Consider the following 23,001-nt stretch of genomic DNA (forward strand, 5'->3'; position numbering starts at 1 on the left):
TCACCTTTACGTTAGACTTTCGTTTCTGACGGTTTCTCTCCCATATGCATGGCTGCTACTCCGCCCGTATAAGGCTGCACGTGTACAGAAGTTAACCCAGCCTGCTCAAATAATTCTTTCAATTCAGCTTGACCAGGAAAATCCTTTGCGGATTCATGAAGCCACTGATACTCTTCCTTACTCTTAGCGAACATTCGTCCAAACGCAGGCATGACATAACGGAAGTAGAAGTAGTACATTTGGCGATAACCAGGAGCTGTAGGTTGGGACGTCTCAAGACACACCACTTTGCCTCCAGGCTTCACGACACGATGCATTTCTTTCAGTACAGTTAAATAATCAGGTACGTTACGAAGACCAAAACCAATCGTTACATAATCGAACGAATTGTCTTCGAAAGGAAGATTCATGGCATCCCCGTGTACAAACGAGACATGGTCCTTAGATTGTGCCTTTCGTTTATCTTCCCCAACTGATAACATATTCTGACTGAAATCAAGGCCAATGACCTTCCCCTTAGAGCCAACCGCTTCAGCTAGTGATAGCGTCCAGTCTCCTGTACCGCAACAAACATCAAGTGCGTGTTCGCCACGCTTGACATCCATACGCTTCATAACATCTTTACGCCATGCCTTATGGCGTTGAAAGGATATGACTGAATTCATAAAATCATAGCGACCATAAATCTTCTCGAATACGCTGTGCACGCGTTCTGACTTTGTGTGTTGTTCCATAACTACCCTTCTTCCACTGCGTGATGATTCATCATAATTGAATGATAGAGGTGTTGATTCAAATAGTCTTTCACGTTTGCAAATCGAGACGGCCACGTTGAAAGAGAATGTTCAACCAATGTCATGTACTTCTCGACAAATTTCTCAATCGTTGATAACGCTTGCCCACCGGTCATCCGATACGATGGATGCTTCATAATAAGATCTAAGATTGGTGCTACTTCTCGTTTCCGAAAGTGTACATTCTCGCTTCTAAGTCTTGTTGCCACTAGCCAGTCGGCGGCTGTATTTAATATAGACGTTCTGCCTAAGAACTCAGCCACTCTCCGAATGAGCAACGACTCAATGTCACGTAAATATTCCACCATTTGTCCAATATTCAACTGGTCATTATACAACTTCATCTTATATTCGTTGATATCCTTAATGGCAGTAGCGAGAGTTTGAATCATCGATACATCGCCAATCTTTGATAACAAATAGTAATACAAGCCACTGTAATAATCTCCAGCTAATACTGTTAATTGCCTACTTTTACGAAGTTCTTCATTTTCCCCATCTGAGGACACTGTTACAAGTTCATGCGTATCCAACGCAATTTGCACAAGCATGGTCGCAATGACATACTTTCGCTTTTGTTCTTCTGAAAGTCTGTCAACTCCTGACACAATCGACGTAAGGAACACAATCTTATCCTCATTAATGACGGGCTCGGGGATAAATTTGGCTACGTAAGGATGCTTTAATTGATATTGTATGGAATCTTTCAATTCCTTTATCGTTAACTCGTTGTTCTGCACAGCCATCACCTTAAGCCTTTCCTTTCGAATCACGGCTATTTGTTCGTATTATATCATATGTGTTCACGCACTTTAATTTATATGTATTACTATGCCCACATTGAGCAAAAGGACTACAAAAGAAAAAGCAGAGATTTACTCTGCCTCAGTGTTCATTTCACCGTGACTCGTCTGGACAACTGCCTTCCCACGAACCTTCACAGCAGAAGTATGCTCTGTAAACTGAGCAATCAAGACCTCACCTTTGTCAAGCTTCTCCGTATGGTGAAATCGGGTGTCCGTGCCTCTTGTCAAACCGATAACATTGACCCCATCTTCTAACGCCTTAATCACAAAAAAATCAGTGCTAGAATCTTGATTAGACATAAAGATCCTCCTAGTCCTATTCTTTCCTAACTATCTCTTACTTCATACATCCTGTCAAACGATAGACCGTTGCATGTGAAGGTAAAGAAAAAAGGGTGCGAATGCACCCTTTTCTAGTCCCCTTATGTACGAACTTATTTAACAGCGTCTTTAAGGGCTTTACCTGGTTTAAATGCAGGCACTTTGCTCGCAGTGATTTCGATTTCCTCACCAGTTTGTGGGTTACGACCTTTACGAGCAGCACGTTCACGTACTTCGAAGTTACCGAAACCGATAAGTTGTACTTTGTCACCATCTTTAAGAGAATCAGTGATGGATTCGAATACAGCATCTACCGCTTTCGTTGCATCTTTTTTAGAAATGTCGCTTTTCTCAGCAACAGCGTTGATAAGATCAGTTTTGTTCATGCTCTTCACCTCCTCGGAAGCTACGTAGTTTCATAGCTGAACAGCTAAATGTAGTTACATTCAGTCGTTCACCATTTCTCGATAAATTATACCTAAAATCATCACAAAACGTGATGACAAGCCTTATCATAAACGATGAGAGTAGGAAATTCAATAAAAACGGCCAAGTTTTCTCGTAAAAAAAGGCGTTGTTGCCACGTTTTCCTGTTATACTTCCATTTATTGGATTACATTTCCTTTCAATCGACCAAATCTCCGTATTACTTTATAACACCATAATGTCATTAAGTTGAGGAGAAATCAAATAAGTGAAAAAACTCGACTTATCCCTTGTAGCAACAAAAAAAGAAGCATAAGCTCATTCACTGCTTATGCTTCTTTATATTATAGGATGATAGCAATTAATCCACCGCTGCCCTCATTGATAATCCGCTCAAGCGTTTCCTTCAATTTGTATCTGGCGTTTTCAGGCATTAGTGATAATTTCGCGCTAATTCCTTCTCGAACAATTGAGCTTAGCGAACGACCGAAAATATCTGAATTCCAAATGGATAGAGGATCCTCCTCAAAATCTTGCATGAGGTATCGAACAAGTTCTTCACTCTGCTTCTCTGTTCCAATAATCGGGCTAAATTCAGATTCAACGTCTACCTTAACCATATGAATGGACGGCGCAACAGCTTTCAACCTAACTCCAAACCGAGAGCCCTGACGAATAATTTCCGGTTCATCAAGCGCCATATCTTCTAATGTAGGAGACGCTATGCCGTATCCAGTCTGCTTTACCATTTGCAGGGCATCTGCAACTGCATCGTATTCCCGTTTCGCATGAGCAAAGTCTTGCATAAGCTGCAGTAGATGATCTTTCCCCCGAATCTCTTCCCCAACGATTTCTTTCAATACTTGGTCATATAAGTAGTCCGGGGCATGAAGGTCAATCTCAGCAATTCCATCCCCTAACTCCATACCGGCAAGGTTTGCTTTCTCAATATAATCGTACTCGCCAAAGTGCCCCACAACTCGGTCGACATCTCTTAGTCGTTTAATGTCTTTAACCGTATCTTGTATCGCTTCTTGGTAGTTCTTACGCAACCAATGTCCTTCTTTCAACACCATCACCCAGCTAGGTAAGTTCACATTCACCTCAAGCACTGGAAACTCATAGAGCGCTTCACGAAGAACGCTGTACACATCTTGTTCTCGCATGCTTTCAACACTGAGGGCAAGCACTGGTATATCGTACTTCTCCTGGAGCTGCTTTCTCAATAAATCTGTATCTTGGTGGTAGGGGCGCACGGAGTTGACAATCATAATGAACGGCTTTCCGACTTCCTTAAGCTCTTCGACAACCCGCTCTTCTGCTTCTACATAATCATGGCGAGGAATTTCACCGATTGTACCATCGGTTGTAACAACGACTCCAATTGTAGAGTGTTCCGTAATTACTTTTCTCGTACCAATTTCAGCCGCTTCAGTGAAAGGAATCGGCTCTTCATACCATGGTGTATGAATCATCCGTGGGCCATTTTCATCTTCGTAGCCCTTTGCCCCTTCTACCGTATATCCGACACAGTCCACAACACGGAAATTCACATCAAGCCCCTCATCCACATGAACCTGGACAGCTTGATTCGGTACAAATTTCGGTTCTGTCGTCATAATGGTTTTGCCGGCTGCACTTTGCGGCAATTCGTCTTGTGCTCTCGCGCGCTCATTCTCATCTTGTATGTTAGGGAGAACAACAAGCTCCATAAATTTCTTAATGAACGTCGATTTACCTGTGCGTACGGCTCCGACAACGCCTAAGTAAATATCTCCATCTGTTCGTTTCGAGATGTCTTTAAAAATATCGACTCTTTCCAAGAGATCCCCTCCGATCCTTTCTTCGACTCGCTATCGAACCTACGAACCTTTGACACTACAAGTCTATGACGTTGTCCTACCTGATTATGACTAGTTTTTCTCTCATAAAATAGAATAAAAAAATCCCCGCTACATTGTCGTAGCAAGGATAGTGTATGCTGCTATAATCTGTTCAAGAACTAGTTTCAATCGCTTCCTGCTTTGAAGGCGCAAAAACCGGTTCCCCCTCTTCCTCGACGAATGGGGTCGAATGCGCTGGAACAATTGGATACTCATCCACGAGCAAGTATCGTAAGTCCTGCCCCTCTTCTACTTCTTCATCCCCTTGTGTTAGAAGTTCGTACAGCTCTGGACGATAGTCAACTGTAAGCACACCATCTCCGGTAATAAGAATCGGTAAGTTCTTGTCTGAATACGGACTCTTTACGTACGGTTCATGATGAAGCCCTAGTTCTTCATAATCAATCTTGAACACTTGGTCTTGGACCCGTTCCCCAAACGGGGGATATTGATGCTCATTTCGGTATGTAATCAGTTCAATCTGCAAATCTCGAATCGCTTCTGTCACCCGAAGATCTAGAACCTTCACTGTTGGATTTTCGTCTGGTGTTGTAATCACATACTGATACGGTCCACCCCGTTCAAACGAATTCCCTGGCGCTTCAGCTAAGATGCCTTGTTCCTTCAGGGCGCGATAATCAATCGGATACTTCTGGAAAATCGGCGTCTCCATATCCCTTGTCTTGATAGGGAGAAGGCCGTTAGTCTGTTCCTGATAAGCAAGAACTGCATCTTGCACAGATTTCAATTGTAAGTCATTCGGCACTCCATTCTTTGCGAGCCTGTCTTCTGGATATAAACATCCTGCAAGCAATCCTCCTGCAATGATGAATAACAATACGATGGTTCGATTCATGCTCTTCTCCCGTCCCCTTCTTCCTAAAGAATGCACCTATGAAGTCGGTCCGCTCATGACAACATAGAATATAATGACACCTGCTGACAGCATAAACATATAGGCCAATGCCCCCGTTACAATCTTAAAGATGCCACGAAGTTTATATCGGCTTAGCATAATCAATCCAATGGCCACGAACATAAAAATCATGCCCGCAAAGGAAATGTACATCTTTAACATCGATTCACTCATAGCCCATGCTCCCCTTTGTTTACAAAAGATTCCGTTAAAATTATACCATACCAGCGTCAGATTCCGTAAGCATTTCAAGGAAATAGGAGAGGGAAGGAGAGCTCATTTGTTGAAGAAACAACCCTATAACTTCTATAGGCATAATAAAAACCGAGGTGAAAGGGGCCATTCACCTCGGCCAGACTAAATATTACCCTTATTTCATAACTCTAGAATGTTTTCTGCTGCGATGTATCTTATGCGATGTAAGGAGCGTTCGCATCCTCATATGCCTAGCCTAACGTTACTTTTTAAACATTTTGTTGATTTGGCCCATGTCGAGAGAGCCACCACTTGAAGTTATAGCTTTGACAATTTTGTCTTCCTTGTCCTTCGATACTGGCTTACCAGCCATCTTTGATAACCGTTTCACCAAATCACGGACGGTCTTCTCATCAGAGAAGTCAGCATTTTTCACCGAATCTGCTACCTTGAACACTTCATCTGGAGAAATGTTCGCTTTATTCTTTAACTGGTCGAACGCCTTCTTTTGAAATCCGCTCACCCTTCATCCTCCTCACTAAAACGTTTCAACATAGTATATGTGGGGGGAAGAAAGGTGTGAAATGATTACCTAGAAAAATGCCCACCGAGGCCATATTCAAGGTCTTCCATTTCATGACGACGACCACGAGTCATAAGTTGGTCGACGACATCTTTTGGATTTGCATCTTCAAATAGAACTTTATAAAGCCCCATTGTAATCGGTAATTCTACGTTTTGTTCCGTTGCTAGTCTGTAGGCAGCCTTCGTCGTGCGTACCCCTTCAACAACCATACCCATTTCTTCTAACACGTCATCCATGGCATACCCTTTACCGAGCAAGTGCCCAGCCCGCCAATTTCGACTGTGCGGACTCGTACAGGTGACAATCAAGTCCCCTACACCCGTAAGTCCTGCAAATGTGAGGGGGCTTGCACCCATCGACACGCCTAGACGAGAGATCTCAGCGATACCTCTTGTAATAAGCGCCGACTTCGCATTGTCGCCATAGCCAAGGCCATCTGAAATACCAGCACCAAGTGCAATAATATTCTTTAAGGCCCCACCTAGTTCGACTCCTACTAGGTCTGGGTTCGTGTACACACGAAATCGTTCGTTAATAAATAAATCTTGGGCAATTTCTGCTTCTTCAATCTGTCTCGATGAAACCGCGACAGTTGTAGGTTGGCCAAGCGCTACCTCTTCAGCATGACTAGGACCACTTAAGACCACAAGTTCACGATACAGAGAGCGCGGGAGCTCCTCCTCGAGCATCTCCGAGACACGCTTTAACGAATCAGGATCGATTCCTTTCGTCGCATGAATAAGAGTGACCTCATGATGAAGAACCTTTGCCAGCTGAGAAGCCACTTGGCGAATCGCCTTCGTCGGGACAACGACTAAAATCGCGTCTACTTCATGTACGGCTCTTTCTAAATCTGTATAAGCAACAAGCTCAGCAGGCAAATCAATCTCTTTCAAATAGCGGTCATTTCGATGCGACCCATTAATTTCCTCGGCTTGTTGCTCTCGATGCGTCCACAGTCGTACGTCATGACCGTTGTCAACGAGCACCATAGACAAGGCTGTTCCCCAGCTACCTGCTCCTAGTACAGCAATCTTAGACACGATATTACCTCCCCTTATGATCTACGTCGCGCGTATATACGAATCGGCGTCCCTTCAAATCCGAATGCCTCTCTTAGACGGTTTTCAAGGAAACGTTGGAATGAGAAGTGCATAAGCTCAGGGTCGTTTACGAACACAACGAATGTTGGTGGCTTAACCCCGACTTGTGTTGCATAGTAAACTTTCAACTTCTGACCTTTGAACGTTGGTGAAGGATTCATCGCGAGCGCATCCACAATCACCTCGTTCAAGATGTTAGTAGGCATTCGCACAGCGTGATTCTCACTCGCTTCAATAATCTTCGGCATTAACTTATGCATCCGCTTCTTCGTCTTCGCAGAAAGGAAAACGATTGGAGCATAGTCTAGGAATAAGAAGTGGTCACGAATCTTCTGCTCGAAATTCTTCATGGCCTTCTCATCAGATTCAACCGTATCCCATTTATTTACGACAATTATGACGGATTTTCCTGCTTCGTGGGCATAACCCGCAATCTTCTTGTCTTGTTCGATAATGCCTGTATCAGCATCAATGACAACAAGGACGACATCTGAGCGTTCAATCGCTCGTAAAGCACGTAGAACACTATATTTCTCTGTGTTCTCGTAGACTTTTCCTCGTTTTCTCATCCCTGCTGTATCGATAATGACATAGTCACGGTCATCCTTTGAGAAGTTTGTGTCAACTGCGTCTCGGGTTGTACCTTCAATGTCACTTACAATGACACGCTCTTCGCCTAGAATAGCGTTCACAAGGGAAGATTTGCCGACGTTTGGTCGACCAATGAGGCTAAAGTGAATCGTATCATCGTCATCAAATACACTTGTGCGCTCAGGGAAGTGGTCCACAACTTCATCAAGCAAATCACCAAGTCCTAAACCATGAGTACCCGATATAGGGAATGGTTCGCCAAATCCAAGTGCGTAAAATTCATAAATCATTTCACGCATTTCAGGGTTGTCTACTTTGTTCACACCAAGAACAACCGGCTTGTTCGATTTATAAAGGATTTTGGCTACCTCTTCGTCTGCACCCGTAATCCCATCACGGCCGTTGACCATGAAGATAATGACATCCGCTTCGTCAATCGCAATTTCAGCTTGCGCACGAATTTGTGTCAATAGCGGTTCGTCTCCTAGATCGATTCCGCCTGTATCAATTAAATTAAATTTTGTTGTTAACCATTCTGCTTCAGCATAAATTCGGTCTCGTGTAACGCCTGGAGTATCTTCTACAATCGAGATACGCTCACCAACGAGCCGATTAAAGATGGTAGACTTCCCAACGTTCGGACGTCCCACTACTGCAACTACTGAGTTTCGCATGAAAGGTTCACCCTTTCTTATCGTTTTCTTATACTATGATTTCCGTTTTCGATAGAAAAACCCTTCTTGTCAAGTAAGAAGGGTTTACTCTTAACTTTTTAATTTTAGCAAAACAGACCGAAACAAACAACAGCGAAATTAATGTTTCACAATAATATACAACTCATCACTTAGTGCATGACTGATTCCATCTAAGATTGCTTCCAAATTAGCAGCTACATCATCCATCTCTTCCTTCGTCTGACACATAAAGATGGGGGTTCCGCCCTTTACATTTTCATTGTTCATTGTAACAGCAGCGAGGATTGACTTCTCTAGCTTCATTCCATGTCACCCCTCTTTACGGTTGAAGCTTCTTTAGGCATGCGAATCGCATTCTCAAGCACTGGCACTGAGCCGATAATCTTCTTCGCCATCTCAATATCTTTATCTTGCGGCAATACGAACACACCAATACGACCATCATCTAGGTCGCGCTTAATTAATGGGACAAGTGCGGGTGTTCCGCTATCCCGAAAGACTCCCATTGAGACCGATACATCGTGTAGAATGGCTTGACGTTGACCAAGATTCGCAATGGTAGACCGTACATTAAAGTTATTAGGGGTTAGAATAAAGCCCATCCCATATTCTCGAATCTCTTCTTGACGGTCTGGTAATCCGATATTCATAATATAAATGTTCCCAACGTATAGTCCAGCACCTTCGAAATGGGGTTTTGCATATTCGATTTCAACAATATCCCCTAGTGTCTTCCCGCTCATAAATTGCCTCATAAATAGATAACAAAGGAGCACAACCCCAATTGCAATCCAGATATTCAGAAAGATGTAGGTTAGTGTAGCTACCATCGAGGTAAAGATGACCAAGTAATTTCTCGCTTCAAATGCAACTGCAATCCCTTCAATATATGTGTTTCCACGTGGCACGAGCTCGTAAGCGTCTAATTCTGTAAGTGTATTTCGCTCCATGTTTCGAACTTCACGGAATTGAGATGCCGCCACGGTTAAGAACGTGACTGCTGTATAGTTCTCTTCCAGGATAGCAGGAATTGCAATCGTGCCCAATGAGGCAGCAATAAAGCCTAGTGACAGATGAATGACTTTACCATGTAAGTAAGACGGATACTGCCTGTAATCTGTTTTCAGCATAACGATTCGAGACAATGTCCCAACAATTAACCCGAATGCAATCGGGTATAAGTATTCATTCATGGCTTTATCCCCACTTTACGTCTAGTTTTGACTGACACAAGCTGCTCAAGCATGGACACGATGGCCACAAATCCACTTGTGACCCACATGCACATCATTCCGAACAACAACACATCCATAAACGCCAAGTCCCCAATCGGCTCGCTCCATCCATATCTCCAAATCGTGATCGCATAGATGGATTCCCCAAGAGTCGTACCCAGCACCCAAACTGACACCCTCAAATAAAAACCCCTTACAAAGTAAGTCAATAAGACAAATCCAAGAAAACTATAAATATAAGTCCGGTCAACTATGATCCATACAGGTGTAACTTTCTCAATCAGCTGCAACCCTGCATACCCAATCCCTACGCACCACGCAATGACTGCACTCGACTTCCAAAGCGGATGAGCCGCCAAATAGCGAAACGACAAAATTAAAAAAGGCACAATCGTACCACATACTACAATGCCGTCCCACTCCCAAATTAGTTGAACCCCAATTAAAGAAGTGAATAAACAGTACACAAGCGATAACCGCAATCGTCCGGCATCCATTAAGAACAAGGCTAAAATTAGAAACACCCAACAAAACCAAAAATAGTATAGCCCTTCCATCTCGCCCCTCCTCCATCTTTCAGTATGAACAACTCCTTCATTTATAAACGTTGAATAAGATTACAGCAGTCGAAAAAAATAAGAGAAAAGGAGGGGATGTAGTGGGTAAAGACCGACAACAGTCTAAATTAAAGAAAGAGCGCCGTGTCGAGAGTGACCGAGATACGGCTACTGCTTACAGAGAAGGACATAGCTATTTAGACACACCAGAAAAAGCTAAGAAAGATCAACGTCCATAAAAAAAACGCTTGGGAATCGATCGATTCCCAAGCGGTCATTGTTTCTATAAAGATGTGGAACGTTGCTCAAGCCATTCTTTGGAACGGCCTGTAAAGATATGAGGTTTCCCCTCAAGCATATAAGGCTCTTTCGCACCTAATACGGTCATTGCTACTTTAACCTCATCATGAATGTGCTGAATTTCTTCTACAACTTCATCCAACGAATCCTTCATGAGAATGCGTAACAGATGCCCGGCCATCCCAAAGGCTCTAGCTCCTAGAACCATCGCTTTCACTCCATCAAGTCCATTTCTCATCCCACCAGATGCCATAAGATGACTCTCAGGAAAGACATTCTTCACTTCTTTGATGGATATTGCAGTCGGAATGCCCCAATTGTTATACGATTCGAAAGGTTGCTTCCGGCGTTTGTTCTCCACTTTCGAGAAGTTAGTACCGCCTTTGCCCCCTACATCAATATAAGAGATTCCGATGTTCTTCAACTGTCTTGCAGATTCCATAGAAATGCCAAAGCCAACTTCCTTAATTAGCACAGGTACTTCAGACTGCTTTACAATCTCTTCTATGTTCCGCAAGCGATTCGTGAAGTCACGGTCACCTTCTGGCATGATTAGCTCTTGAAGGACATTTAGATGAATTTGCAAGGCGTTCGCCTCGAGCATATCAACGGCATCCTTCGCTTGGTCAGGAGTTGCCTCCGTTCCAATGTTGGCGAATACGACGCCATCCGGATTCTCCTGTCGAACAACCTCATAGCTCATACGCTCGCGCGGATCCTTTAATGCGGACATTTGAGAACCGACCGCCATGGCAATTCCTGTTTCTTTTGCTGCTTTAGCTAATTCACGATTGATGGAAGCAGTCTTCTCACCACCGCCGCCTGTCATCGCATTGACAAAAAGGGGCGAACTTAGTTCAAGTTCGCCCAGGTTGGTACGAAGCGATACTTCGTCCCAATGTATATCTGACAAGCTTTGGTGTATGAGTTCCACTTCATCGAAACTATTGACTGCCATCTCGTCTCGTGTAATTGCGTGACGAATGTGTTCAAGCTTTCTTCTAGATCGACTCAATGTTATCACCAATTATTTCAATTTGTTTAGTTCATCTCCGATAAAATCGCCAAGTTGGAATCCAGATCCTTCATCATTGCGTTCATACTGTTCGATATCGCGACGGTTTGAATCTTGCTCCAACTCTTTAATGCTAAGTGAAATGCGACGCTCGGACTCGTTCACATCAAGCACTTTCGCCTGTACCGTTTGTCCCTCTTCCAGTACTTCATCCGGCGTGCCAATGTGACGATTTGCAATTTGAGAAATGTGTACAAGACCTTCTACGCCAGGATAAATTTCAATGAATGCACCGAAATTCACTAAACGACGTACAGTTCCTTCCACAGTATCTCCTTGTGCAACTTTCGATTCAATGTCCTCCCAAGGACCAGGCAATGTGTCTTTGCGAGATAGAGAGATACGCTCATTGTCACGGTCTACAGATAGGACTTTGACACTAATCACTTGTCCTTCCTCTACCACATCTTGAGGCTTCTCTACATGCTCATGTGCAAGTTGAGAAATATGCACAAGACCATCTACACCACCAAGATCGACAAATGCACCGAAGTCCGTCAAGCGTTGTACTGTACCCTCAAGAACTTGTCCCGCTTCAAGAGATTGCAATACTTCTTTCTTCTTAACAGATTCTTCTTCCTCTACCACTGCGCTGTGAGATAGAATGACACGATTTTGCTCGCGGTCTAACTCGACAACTTTAAGCGAAAGCTCTTTGCCTTTGTACGGTTCGAAGTCTTCCACATAATAAGTTTCTACGAGAGAAGCTGGAATAAAGCCGCGTAGACCTACATCTACGACAAGTCCACCTTTCACGATGTCTTTCACTTCTGCTTGGAATACTTCCCCACTTGCTAATTTTGCTTCTAGGTCTTCCCAAGCTTTCTCAGAGTCAACTGCTCGCTTAGATAGAACGACTTCATCATCTTCAAGCTTCTTCACTTTCAATGTCAGTTCATCGCCTTCAGAGACCGCATCAGATGCTTTCTCAACGTGAAGACTGGAAAGCTCGCTTATAGGAACAATTCCATCGACTTTATATCCAATGTCGACTAGGACTTGTTTCTCCTCGACTTTTACGACTTTACCAGTGACGATTTCACCTACAGAAAGGTTTGTCATTTCTGACATTTCTTGATTCATTTCATCCATTCAAAAGACCTCCTTACAGTTCCACCACTACCAACCATAAAATTTGTTCTTGGTTCTAACTTCTAATATTTAGACAGTTTTGTCAAGCAAAACATCTATTTCTACTCTTTATTATCTTTTAGAATTCTAATCTCATCCATAATTGCATCGGAAACTTCTTGGGCAGATGCTTTTCGTTCTTTTAATTCGCTTATATTTATCGGCTTCCCATATACCACACGAAGTGGCTCTTTGCCCTTATAAGTCCCAATAATCGCACAAGGTACAACATGTGCATCTGAGCGAGTCGCAAAGAAACCTGCACCAGCAAGGCCTTTGCCAACTTCTCCAGTCTTACTACGCGTTCCTTCTGGAAACAGACCAAGAGCATGATTCTCTTTCAACACATCAAGCCCGCGACGAAGCGCCTGACGGTCCCCCATTCCTCGTTTTACTGGAAAGGCATGGATCTTACGTAGTAATCCGCCAATAATTTTATTTGAGAAGAGCTCTTCCTTTGCCATGAAATAAATGTCACGAGGACATGTAATTCCAACAACAATAGGATCGTAATTTGATATATGATTAGAGCAAATGAGAACAGGGCCGCCTTTCGGGACATTTTCTTTCCCCTCTACCTTGATTCGATACCTCGGGTAGAAAATGGCGGCACAAAGGTTCTTTGCTACCGTATATAAACTCACGTAATCGCCTCCTATTTCAACTGGTCCTGTACGATAGATAGGATTCTGTTCGCTACTTCATCAATCGTCAAGGACGTTGTATCCACCTCGATGGCATCATCTGCCTTGACCAAAGGAGATACTTCTCTCTCTGAATCAATCTTGTCACGCATGCGAATCTCTTCTTTTAATTGTTCCATGTCGGAAGGGAAGCCCTTCTCCATATTTTCTTTATGACGACGTTCTGCACGCTCAGAAACTGATGCAATCAAGAATACTTTCACCTCAGCATCTGGGATGACGTGCGTCCCTATGTCTCGGCCATCCATAACAACGCCTTTCTTTTCTGCTAGCTGTCGTTGACGATTGACCATCTCTTCTCGTACTTTCCCATGTACGGCTACATATGAAACTTGTGTTGTGACTTCTTGTGAACGTACATCAAGTGATACATCCTCAGTATCTAGGAGCACACGCTGCCCGTCACCGGTCTGCTGAAGGTCGATAGTTGTTGTCATCAAGAGCTGATGCATGTCTTCTTCTACGTTTAAGCGGGCTCCGTTCCGTAACGCCTTTAACGTTAAAGCTCTGTACATCGCACCTGTGTCAATGTATACGTATGATAGTTCTTTAGCTACAATCTTCGCCACTGTGCTTTTACCTGCTGCAGCGGGGCCATCTATGGCAATGGCAATAGTGTCTTGCATGTTGTTCCCCTCTTTCTAAATCTGTACGAAAAGAAACAAGCAGGGTGCCCCTGCTTGTCCGTCTAGAGTCTTTCATTCTTCAAAATCATAACACAAACGAAATTAACCGGTCTATCGTTTCTTGAATTTTGTTCGGCTCCTCATAGAACACTCCAAAGTACTTTGTAACAGGATGCATTTGCTTGAGGAAGTCGGTATGAGTTAACAACACTTGTACACTAAGCAGCAACACTCCATGCAGCATGATTAACCCAAATGCCCATGTTTCAATCCGTCTCATCGTTTCACCTTTTTATTGTTAGGTTTGACGGAAACGTTTGGAGTTATGCTTACGCTTGCATATTTAATTTCCTTCTCATAGAGAGCTGACGCTCAAAGCAGAAGCGGATAATGATTTGTCGATCATGATCGGTAAGCTCATGAAACTCGAGTGAAAGACGATTATTACTAGCGTCTCTCCCACGTGCAATCCTGACAATCGTCGCTTCTGACCTTAAATATTTCGTCTCACCATTAAGAAGTGGCAAGACAAGACTTAATGAAAGCGCATCTTGAGGAGACAGCTGATGCTCGTTTGGTGCAATGAGCGCTAATCCCCCTCCACTTATATCGATGGTAATTGAAGTGAACGAGTCTTTCTTCTTATCAAGTGGATGAACAGCTACATCAACCGCTGTCTCAATCCGCACATATTTCCTTCGTTGAATGCGAATCAGATGCTCCTCTCCAGGAAAGGACAACATCAGCACTGGAATGGTCAGCTTCTTTCGTCCCCGTACTTCTGAGTCGAACATATATATGGTTTGGTCATGGCCAAGAAATTTAACGGTAAATTGCGTACCCTCCATAAAGAATCCTGTTCTCCCTGACGTTTCACTAATTGGATAATCAATATAAAATGCTTCATCTTCTCTCTCAACAAGTTTGCAGCGGAACGATTCTTTAATTTCCCCATCATCCGCCTTTAGTTCCAAAGTCATGGTTGACCCAATTTCCACCTGCAACAACTCCCTTTTACTCACGACCTATGTAACGTTCATTTTCTTTATTATGTCAAAAAAACTAAAAAAGGGGAAGAGGAATTTACTCCTCTCACCCTTATGTTGTCTGTTCATATTTCGCTTCTGCTTGCTTCAGTCTGTCCACTCGTTCCTCTGCACCTGATTCTGCATTGATAAAGATGCGATAGGTATTTTCACCCATTGTTCCGATATACTCGTAACAAAGCACTTCTTCATTCACATCATTCTCGATAATGGAAAGGTATTCTTCTTGAATGTTGACATCCTTGTTCACTTTCTGCTTCGCCTCATCTGATGCCAAACTTGGTTCAGGAAGTTCTCGCTCCTTATGATTCATAAGGAAATCACGAGCAGATAGCCCTAGCATGTCCCCGTTATCTAATGCAACTTTGACTTGAACGGAGTCTGGATAAATCCGAACATCACCTTGCTTATACAGGAAGCTATAGACACCAATATTTCCATATTGATTACTCTGAAATGGTTCCATATCTTGATAGTCTTGGTTCTCTAGGAACGCGACAGCTTTTTCTAGCCCTTCAAAGAGACTAATCTCTTTCGATTCCACTTTTCTCTCGACGAGAAGATTAATCGGGTGGCCACCTTTGACAGAAAGGTCCATATAACCACTCTTCTCCCCATTCTCATAGGAGACACTGTAGGTTGGGACATCTGCCCCCTTACCGCTCGTCGCAATGGTAATTCGCTCTTCATTCGTGACCTCGAACAAATTCTTAGCTTTCTCAATAGCTTGCTCTTCTGATAGGTCCTCACCTGTCAAATAGGAGAATCCATGCTCTTCTTGAGAAGTGCCTGTGGCGGTCGGACCAAGATTCCCTTCTTCATAGCCTTCTACGTTCTTCTCAACTGTTTTAAACCCATCGATAATCTTGTTGTCTGATACTTCATCCTTAGAGGCAAGTGCGAGTTCCACGTCCATCCAGCGCAAGTTCTCTTCTAATACCATGTATTGCACTTGTCTTAGTTCGTCCTTAATTTCACCTGATTGCTCATACAACTTCTCCAATTGCCCAATCTCATCTGCCGAAAGTGGTTTCTTATCTAAATCACGAACAGCTGTCTTATAACTAAATTCTCCGATACTTGTCAGGAAATCCTGCGTCTTATTAAATGGCATGAGCGTAAGCGGCAATTGTCCAACGTCCGTATGAGCCTCTGAAGTGATTCTCCATACTTCTGCTAACTGCGGAGAGAGTTGCTCCCTTGAATTCATGGCCATTACGGTACCAATCTTGTCATGAAGCAACTCCGTCCGATAGGTAAGGTCATGAAAGGCACGTTGATACGTGTTCTCAGCTTGAATCAAGATTGCATTCTTTTCTTGGTGCTCTTGGTATCCCCATACACCAGTTCCGACTACCCCTAGTGCCAGGACACCGATTAAGATCCATCGCAGCATATCAAGTCCTCCTATTTACAAAAAATATGTTTCCCAATTTCTTTGATTTGCGGGCGGCTCCAAATCCAATCGGACGTCGCTGTAACCGGGTTAAAATAGTACAACGCATTTCCGGACGGATCCCATCCGTTAATAGCATCAAGTACAGCTTCCTTCGCCTGTTCATTCGGAGTAAGCCAAATTTGCCCATCGCTTACAGCCGTAAAAGCCCGTGGTTCAAATATGACGCCTGAAACTGAATTCGGGAAAGAAGAACTCTCTACCCGGTTCAAGATTACGGCAGCCACTGCAACTTGGCCTGTATATGGTTCACCTCGCGCCTCCCCATAGACGGCATTAGCCATGAGCTGAATATCGTTTTGAGAATACCCATTTGGAACGTTCACAGCCGTCTCAGCTGATTCATCCCCACCGCCCTGATTCTGCTGTTCTTGCTGCTGTTGTGGTTCTTGCTTAGGCGAATCTGCCTTCCCTTGTTGCCCGCCGCCTTCCGTTTGTTTCTGTTGGTCGACCCCACCATAGTACGTAAAGTCTTTCCCACTTCGTATTTGATTCTTTACAAATGATTCATCGTACTGCGTTGCCTTTATAAGCTTCTGCTTCGTTTCTCCACCTAACAGTCCATCAATCTCAATCCCAAATTCATATTGGAAGTTACGCAGTGCCCAGTATGTACTCCAACCGAACACTCCATCGATGTTTCCGTTGTAGAAACCAATGTATTGAAGACGCGCCTGTAGCTCTATAACGTCGTCTCCGGTAGCCCCGTGCTGAAGCGTTCGCTCACTAAACGCATGGGTTTGCCGCTCTTCCATTGGTGTTGGGATTAACACGAATAAACAAACGGTCATGACTATGATTACGTATTTCATTTCGCTTCCTCCTGCAAATGGGATATACAACCCTATTCTCTTGTATTGTTTGAATCTGTTAGCCGTTTATGCATAAAAAAAGAGACCACTTCTATGTGGTCTCACTGAACGTTCTTATGACGAAGACTCTTGTCTATATCACCCCTTCTGATTGTACGCACTTACGAGCAACTGAAACAAAGAGTTCGCGGTACAAACTTTGTAAAGGAACAATAAAAGGGAGACTATGACTATAGTCTCCCCTTAGCATATATTCATGATCTCCCTAAGAAATTTACGCTTCTTTCTGATCTTTATTCGTTGGAACAAGGTATGGTCTAGGAACCTGGTTAGCAAGTTTAACTTTACGTAAAGCATAGAACCATAGGCATACCATGAATGGAGTTAGAATATAGGCCCAATACTGGTTTAATGCGGTTAATACGTAATCATAAGACCCGTGTAACAAGATTGGGATAAATAAGGCTGTTACGATTAATTGATACGGCTGTTTCTTACGGAAGAATTTCGCTTTGCCTATGTAGTAACCCATAATAACCCCGAACAACGCATGTGACGACACAGGGAAGATGGCACGTAGGAAAGCAATGTCAATTCCGTTCGCAAGCAGATAGAGAACGTTCTCAACCGTTGCGAATCCTAGGCTAATGGATACCCCATACACAATTCCATCGTAGTGAGCATCAAATACCGCATTCTTGTAGATTACATAAAGGAAAATAAACCATTTGAAGAACTCCTCAAGTCCACCAGCTAGAAAGAAGGACTTCAGGATTGGATCTTGAGCTACCCCTTCCACTTCGAACGCATACTGAATAAACATAATTGGAAAAACAAGGAGCGCTCCCATGACAAACATGCGAACAACCATACCAATTGGCTCTGTATCAAACCGGTCCTTTAAATAAAAGAAGGACAATAGCGCAAACCCTGGGGCGATTGCGGCAGAGAGTATTGAGAACACTCCTCATTCCCCTTTCACTAACGAAAATCAATTACTCCTATCGTATCATGAAGATATAGGAAAGGAAACCACTATTCTTTCGACATATTTAATACGTAATGTCGGTTTCACCTGAGGCAAGAGCAACAGCAAGTTTCATTCTAGCTTTCTTACTATCATCATCGTCGCCAAGGATAACCCCTTTTTGCAACAAGTCGTACGTACTGCCTTCGTAATCATACGTTGGATAGACAGCCCCCTCCTCGGATGCAGTCGTGATTACGACGACGACCCCACTTTCGATTGCACGTACAATGCTTTCCATCATACGCGGAGAGACTTGACCGCGACCAACGCCTTCAAGAACCAGTCCTTTCACCCCACTATCAACAGAAGCGTCAATAAACTTGCCATCCGCTTCTAAATAGACCTTAATGATATCTACAGCTGGGATTGGCGCTTTAATCTCATAGGTTTCTCTTCGTATCGGCTTTTGGTAGACGTGAACAACGTCATTATCAATGATCCCAAGATACCCGAATCCGAATGCATTAAAGCCTTGGATGTTCGATGCGTGCTCTTTCTTCACATATTTCGCTGCGAAAATGCGTTCATTGAAGACAACGACCGTTCCTGCACCTCGTAAATCTTCTGCAGAAGCCGTATAAATGGCATGACGCAAATTAATATACACATCACTCCCAATATCACCTGGTGAACGCTGAGAACCCGTCACGACAACCGGTCGTTCGTCCTGCACGGTTAAGTCAAGGAAATAAGCTGTTTCTTCTAACGAATCCGTTCCGTGAGTAACGACTACCCCATCCACTAAATCATCTTCTAAATGCTTCTCAATCCGTTCCTTTAACGACTTTAAATCTTGAAAGGTAATATGCATACTCGGCTTTTGAAAGACCGAATCCACCACAACCTCAATGTCATCTGGAAGCTGACAAAGCGACGTTAACTCTTCTCCCGTTAAAGAACCAGAAGCAAGTTTCCCAGAATCCTTAGTAGGTGCACTCGCAATGGTCCCCCCTGTTGTAAGTAAGACAACCTTCTTCATATGTATCCACCCCTTCTTTCTTCTCAAGCATTAAGTATAACAAAAAAAAGCTCTCTGTCTGAGACAAAGAGCATTCCTAATTATTTGGAAGCAATATGCTGTGCAATCCATTCTCCATGATGACGACCATTCTCAATGAAGATCTCATTGTTGTTATAACCAGCAGCGATCACTCCTGCAATGTAGATCCCAGGTACATTCGTCTCCATTGTATCCGGGTTCACTTCAGGTCTCCCTGTCTCATCTTCTATGGAAATCCCCATTTCCTTAAGGAATGAGTGATCAGGATGATAGCCCGTCATGGCAAATACGAAATCGTTCTCAACGCTCTTCTCTTCCCCATTTACAGTGAAGTAGACGCGGTCATGAGTAATTTCAGTTACCGTAGCGTTAAATTCCATCCCTATCTGTTCTTTTCGCACAAGCGCTTCAAACTCTGGTAAGATCCATGGTTTTACGCTTGTTGAGTAATCGGATCCGCGATAAAGAACCGTTACGTTCGAATCCGCCTTGACAAGCTCAAGAGCCGCATCTACAGCAGAGTTCTTTCCACCAATAATAACAACATTCTTATCAAAGTAAGGGTGAGGCTCCTTGAAATAGTGCATAACTTTGTCTAACTGTTCTCCAGGTATACCCATGTAATTCGGCTGGTCGTAGTACCCTGTAGCAACGACAAGGTCATCCGCTTTATAGTGGAGTTGCTCTCCATTGTTCCTCTCGGTGCAAACGAGGAACCCGTCCTCTTCATTTACGACTTTCGTTACTCTCTCGTATGTGTTAATGCGCAAATCTTTCCTTCTAGCAACGGCACGATAGTAGGCTAAAGCTTGATTACGTACCGGCTTTTTACGCTCTGTAATAAATGGCATATTTCCAATTTCTAATTTCTCACTGGATGAGAAGAACATCTGGTGAGTGGGATAATGATAAATCGCGTTCACCACATTCCCCTTCTCAATAATCAGAGGTTCAATGCCTCTATTCTGTAGTTCAATGGCTGCAGACAACCCACATGGGCCAGCACCCACAATAATCACTCGTTCTTTTTGCAAGCTTCTTCACTCCTCTAAACCAAAACACAATAGCAATTGAAATGGTACATAAAAATAGAAACATCTCCTACCATATCTATGATAGGAGATGAATGTAAACAATTCAACCTAGATCCAACCTCTGAATCGAGAGGCTTCGGCCATTTTACGGACACCGACCATATAGGCAGCGAGACGCATATCAATCCTTCTAGTATCTGATGTATGGTAAACGGAATTAAAGCCTTTCACCATTACTTCTCGTAACTTCGCCTCTACTTCTTCTTCTGTCCAGTAATAACCCTGATTGTTCTGAACCCATTCAAAGTAAGATACCGTTACGCCGCCAGCTGACGCAAGTACGTCTGGGACTAACAGAATACCACGCTCGGATAAAATACGAGTAGCTTCTAATGTAGTAGGGCCATTTGCCGCTTCCACTACAATTGGAGCCTTAATCTTATGTGCATTTTCTTCTGTAATTTGATTTTCAATCGCAGCCGGAACAAGAATATCACAGTCTAATTCCAGAAGCTCCGGGTTAGAAATTGTATCTTTAAACAACTTTGTCACTGTACCGAAACTATCTCGACGATCTAATAAGTAGTCAATATCTAATCCTTCAGGGTCATGAAGTGCTCCATAAGCATCTGAGATTCCGATAACTTTGGCGCCTGCATCGTGCATAAACTTAGCTAAGAAACTACCTGCGTTCCCAAATCCTTGAATAACAACACGAGCCCCTTCAACCGAGATTCCCTTTTGCTTTGCTGCTTCTTCAATACAAATGGTAACCCCTTTAGCTGTAGCCGATTCACGACCATGAGAGCCACCTAACACTAACGGCTTCCCTGTAATAAATCCTGGATTATTAAATTCATCAATACGGCTATATTCATCCATCATCCAAGCCATAATTTGCGAGTTGGTAAACACGTCTGGCGCCGGGATATCCTTCGTTGGTCCAACGATTTGACTAATGGCACGCACATATCCTCGACTTAATCCTTCAAGTTCACGGAAGGACATTTCTCGAGGGTCACACACGATGCCACCTTTCCCACCACCATAAGGTAAATCAACAATTCCGGCCTTCAAACTCATCCAAATGGATAACGCCTTTACTTCTTTTTCAGAAACGTTTGGATGGAAGCGCACTCCACCTTTAGTAGGTCCTACTGCATCATTGTGCTGTGCACGGTAGCCAGTAAAAATCTTAATCGAGCCATTGTCCATTCTTACTGGTATACGTACCGTCATCATACGTACAGGCTCTTTTAGGAGCTCATAAACTTCCTCAGGATATCCTAATTTATCTAAGGCATTTCGAATGACCTGTTGAGTCGACTTCAAAACATCCATTTTATTGTTTTCATTGGCAGAATCTGTTGCTTTTTCGGCTACCATGAACTTACCTCCCATAGAATTTCGATCAATCATGCTGTTAGCTTTCAGAGTTTAGTATACACTTTCCAATTGGATATGCAACCCATATTGCATAGAGAATTGCGAGATAGAAACCACGAAATGAAAGCGGATTCAGACCGTGACCTTACTTCGATTGTAGTGTAAGCTCAATAAATTTCTCAATCATTTCACTATAGCTAAGACCAATTACGTTCGCTGCATCAGGAAATAGACTAGTCGGCGTCATACCTGGCAATGTATTGACTTCAAGAATGACCGGTTCTCCCGCTTCATTAATAATGAAGTCTACTCGTGAGTATGTCTCACATCCTAATAATTGGTGAGCGCGCACGGCTTGTTTCTGAAGTTTCAGAGCCAATTCTTCGTCAAGCTCAGCAGGACAAATATGTTCGCTGCCACCGACTGCGTATTTCGATTCATAATCGTAGTATTCGTTTTTCGGTATAATCTCAATCACAGGAAGGGATTGTTCTTCACCCTCTGCACCCATAACTGCCACAGTTACCTCGCGTCCATACACAAACTCTTCTGCAAGAATACTTGTATCACTATGGACAGCAACCTTTATGGCTTCATCAAGTTGAGATTCTTCTTTCACAATTGTAAGCCCAAGTGTAGACCCCTCTTGGTTTGGTTTAATCACAAGGGGAAGGCGCATATTCGCCTCAATATCTTCTTTAATGGCAGCTTCACTCTTATAGACTCCAATTGGATACGTACGGCTCTTCGCTACCGTTAATCCATTCTGGTGGAAGATTTGCTTAGCTTTCGATTTATCCATGGCTAACGCAGAAGCAAGTACTCCCGACCCAACATAAGGGATCCCTTTCAGTTCAAGAAGCCCTTGGATGCGTCCGTCTTCTCCATATTTACCATGAAGCCCGATAAAGACGACCTCTACATCTAAATCAACTACTTCTTGAATACGTTCAGGGTGAAAGTCCACCCCTACAACATCATGACCTGCTTCACGTAACGCATTCATGACCCCTTTACCTGTGGATAAGGATACTTCTCTTTCGCCGGATACTCCTCCGTATATAACGCCAATTCTCAAATCTAGTCACTCCTATCATCTATTTACATCGTGCATCATTTACTTTATTCCAAACTATCGTAACATGTTCAACACCTATATGGAACAGAAAAGAAAAGGGAGTGGAATGTCGCTTTATCTTGCGACTTAATACCTTATATCCTCCTAATCCAAATGCACCACAAACCCTTCTATCATAAAAAAAAGACCGCTCATATACAATGAACAGTCTTCCT

27 protein-coding genes are annotated in these 23,001 nt (G+C 43.3%); 1 reads left to right on the plus strand and 26 read right to left on the minus strand.

The genetic code is table 11. The features are described from left to right. Positions 1–11: 11 nt before the first annotated feature. The 13 genes from H513_RS0103785 to H513_RS0103845 form a co-directional block, all read right to left on the minus strand. The gene (locus tag H513_RS0103785) at positions 12–734 is read right to left on the minus strand and encodes a demethylmenaquinone methyltransferase (protein ID WP_026799518.1); all 723 of its coding nucleotides are present in this window, start codon (positions 732–734) and stop codon (positions 12–14) included. Positions 735–736: 2 nt separating this feature from the next. Then, entirely contained in the window at positions 737–1,540 is an 804-nt protein-coding gene (locus H513_RS20805) for a heptaprenyl diphosphate synthase component 1 (RefSeq protein ID WP_051239647.1), read from the minus strand. A 129-nt stretch (positions 1,541–1,669) separates the two neighbouring features. Continuing rightward, the gene (gene mtrB, locus H513_RS0103795; protein WP_026799519.1) at positions 1,670–1,900 is read right to left on the minus strand and encodes a trp RNA-binding attenuation protein MtrB; all 231 of its coding nucleotides are present in this window, start codon (positions 1,898–1,900) and stop codon (positions 1,670–1,672) included. A 134-nt stretch (positions 1,901–2,034) separates the two neighbouring features. Then, positions 2,035–2,307 (minus strand): HU family DNA-binding protein, encoded by a 273-nt coding sequence (locus H513_RS0103800; protein WP_026799520.1) that lies wholly within the window; start codon positions 2,305–2,307, stop codon positions 2,035–2,037. Between the two features lie 384 nt (positions 2,308–2,691). Next, entirely contained in the window at positions 2,692–4,170 is a 1,479-nt protein-coding gene (spoIVA, locus tag H513_RS0103805) for a stage IV sporulation protein A (protein WP_026799521.1), read from the minus strand. Between the two features lie 172 nt (positions 4,171–4,342). Further along, entirely contained in the window at positions 4,343–5,086 is a 744-nt protein-coding gene (locus H513_RS0103810; RefSeq protein WP_026799522.1) for a hypothetical protein, read from the minus strand. A gap of 36 nt (positions 5,087–5,122) precedes the next feature. Next, complete coding sequence (locus tag H513_RS0103815; protein ID WP_026799523.1) at positions 5,123–5,320, minus strand: DUF2768 domain-containing protein; 198 nt, start codon at positions 5,318–5,320, stop codon at positions 5,123–5,125. A 283-nt stretch (positions 5,321–5,603) separates the two neighbouring features. Continuing rightward, entirely contained in the window at positions 5,604–5,864 is a 261-nt protein-coding gene (locus tag H513_RS0103820; RefSeq protein WP_026799524.1) for a stage VI sporulation protein F, read from the minus strand. A gap of 65 nt (positions 5,865–5,929) precedes the next feature. After that, complete coding sequence (locus tag H513_RS0103825; protein WP_026799525.1) at positions 5,930–6,970, minus strand: NAD(P)H-dependent glycerol-3-phosphate dehydrogenase; 1,041 nt, start codon at positions 6,968–6,970, stop codon at positions 5,930–5,932. Positions 6,971–6,984: 14 nt separating this feature from the next. Further along, positions 6,985–8,295, minus strand: coding sequence for a ribosome biogenesis GTPase Der (gene der, locus H513_RS0103830; RefSeq protein ID WP_026799526.1), 1,311 nt, complete (start codon positions 8,293–8,295; stop codon positions 6,985–6,987). A gap of 138 nt (positions 8,296–8,433) precedes the next feature. Further along, positions 8,434–8,619, minus strand: a complete 186-nt coding sequence (locus H513_RS0103835; RefSeq protein WP_026799527.1) for a capping complex subunit for YIEGIA — start codon at positions 8,617–8,619, stop codon at positions 8,434–8,436. Further along, positions 8,616–9,509 (minus strand): YIEGIA family protein, encoded by an 894-nt coding sequence (locus tag H513_RS0103840; RefSeq protein ID WP_026799528.1) that lies wholly within the window; start codon positions 9,507–9,509, stop codon positions 8,616–8,618. The genes H513_RS0103835 and H513_RS0103840 overlap by 4 nt, the downstream gene beginning before the upstream one ends. Continuing rightward, on the minus strand, positions 9,506–10,108 hold the full coding sequence (locus H513_RS0103845) for a YphA family membrane protein (RefSeq protein ID WP_026799529.1): 603 nt from the start codon (positions 10,106–10,108) through the stop codon (positions 9,506–9,508). The genes H513_RS0103840 and H513_RS0103845 overlap by 4 nt, the downstream gene beginning before the upstream one ends. 101 nt (positions 10,109–10,209) lie before the next feature. Here H513_RS0103845 and H513_RS21135 point away from each other — a divergent pair, with 101 nt between their 5' ends. Next, entirely contained in the window at positions 10,210–10,347 is a 138-nt protein-coding gene (locus tag H513_RS21135) for a YpzI family protein (protein ID WP_081658165.1), read from the plus strand. A gap of 44 nt (positions 10,348–10,391) precedes the next feature. Here the strand turns inward: H513_RS21135 and fni are convergent, their stop codons facing one another. From fni to H513_RS0103915, 13 genes are all read right to left on the minus strand, one after another. Further along, positions 10,392–11,423, minus strand: a complete 1,032-nt coding sequence (fni, locus tag H513_RS0103855) for a type 2 isopentenyl-diphosphate Delta-isomerase (RefSeq protein WP_026799530.1) — start codon at positions 11,421–11,423, stop codon at positions 10,392–10,394. Between the two features lie 12 nt (positions 11,424–11,435). After that, on the minus strand, positions 11,436–12,575 hold the full coding sequence (gene rpsA / locus H513_RS0103860; protein WP_026799531.1) for a 30S ribosomal protein S1: 1,140 nt from the start codon (positions 12,573–12,575) through the stop codon (positions 11,436–11,438). 101 nt (positions 12,576–12,676) lie between these two features. Then, positions 12,677–13,258: a lysophospholipid acyltransferase family protein gene (locus H513_RS0103865; protein ID WP_026799532.1), complete on the minus strand. Its 582-nt coding sequence runs from the start codon at positions 13,256–13,258 to the stop codon at positions 12,677–12,679. An 11-nt stretch (positions 13,259–13,269) separates the two neighbouring features. Beyond that, the gene (gene cmk / locus H513_RS0103870) at positions 13,270–13,944 is read right to left on the minus strand and encodes a (d)CMP kinase (RefSeq protein WP_026799533.1); all 675 of its coding nucleotides are present in this window, start codon (positions 13,942–13,944) and stop codon (positions 13,270–13,272) included. Between the two features lie 85 nt (positions 13,945–14,029). Then, the gene (locus H513_RS0103875) at positions 14,030–14,224 is read right to left on the minus strand and encodes a DUF5359 family protein (RefSeq protein WP_026799534.1); all 195 of its coding nucleotides are present in this window, start codon (positions 14,222–14,224) and stop codon (positions 14,030–14,032) included. A 49-nt stretch (positions 14,225–14,273) separates the two neighbouring features. Next, positions 14,274–14,966: a flagellar brake domain-containing protein gene (locus H513_RS0103880; protein ID WP_026799535.1), complete on the minus strand. Its 693-nt coding sequence runs from the start codon at positions 14,964–14,966 to the stop codon at positions 14,274–14,276. A 76-nt stretch (positions 14,967–15,042) separates the two neighbouring features. Beyond that, positions 15,043–16,386: a germination protein YpeB gene (gene ypeB, locus H513_RS0103885; protein WP_026799536.1), complete on the minus strand. Its 1,344-nt coding sequence runs from the start codon at positions 16,384–16,386 to the stop codon at positions 15,043–15,045. A gap of 11 nt (positions 16,387–16,397) precedes the next feature. Beyond that, positions 16,398–17,237 carry a spore cortex-lytic enzyme gene (gene sleB / locus H513_RS0103890; RefSeq protein WP_407946616.1) on the minus strand — a complete coding sequence of 280 codons (840 nt, stop codon included), beginning with the start codon at positions 17,235–17,237 and terminating at the stop codon, positions 16,398–16,400. A 295-nt stretch (positions 17,238–17,532) separates the two neighbouring features. Beyond that, positions 17,533–18,222, minus strand: a complete 690-nt coding sequence (gene prsW / locus H513_RS0103895; RefSeq protein WP_026799538.1) for a glutamic-type intramembrane protease PrsW — start codon at positions 18,220–18,222, stop codon at positions 17,533–17,535. A gap of 88 nt (positions 18,223–18,310) precedes the next feature. Next, positions 18,311–19,267 (minus strand): asparaginase, encoded by a 957-nt coding sequence (locus tag H513_RS0103900; RefSeq protein ID WP_026799539.1) that lies wholly within the window; start codon positions 19,265–19,267, stop codon positions 18,311–18,313. Positions 19,268–19,347: 80 nt separating this feature from the next. Continuing rightward, positions 19,348–20,322 (minus strand): YpdA family putative bacillithiol disulfide reductase, encoded by a 975-nt coding sequence (locus H513_RS0103905; protein ID WP_026799540.1) that lies wholly within the window; start codon positions 20,320–20,322, stop codon positions 19,348–19,350. Between the two features lie 108 nt (positions 20,323–20,430). Further along, positions 20,431–21,708 carry a Glu/Leu/Phe/Val family dehydrogenase gene (locus H513_RS0103910; RefSeq protein ID WP_026799541.1) on the minus strand — a complete coding sequence of 426 codons (1,278 nt, stop codon included), beginning with the start codon at positions 21,706–21,708 and terminating at the stop codon, positions 20,431–20,433. A 145-nt stretch (positions 21,709–21,853) separates the two neighbouring features. Further along, positions 21,854–22,786 (minus strand): D-alanine--D-alanine ligase, encoded by a 933-nt coding sequence (locus tag H513_RS0103915; RefSeq protein ID WP_026799542.1) that lies wholly within the window; start codon positions 22,784–22,786, stop codon positions 21,854–21,856. Positions 22,787–23,001: the final 215 nt, after the last annotated feature.

Source organism: Pontibacillus halophilus JSM 076056 = DSM 19796 (assembly GCF_000425205.1).
GTDB classification, from domain to species: domain Bacteria; phylum Bacillota; class Bacilli; order Bacillales; family BH030062; genus Pontibacillus_A; species Pontibacillus_A halophilus.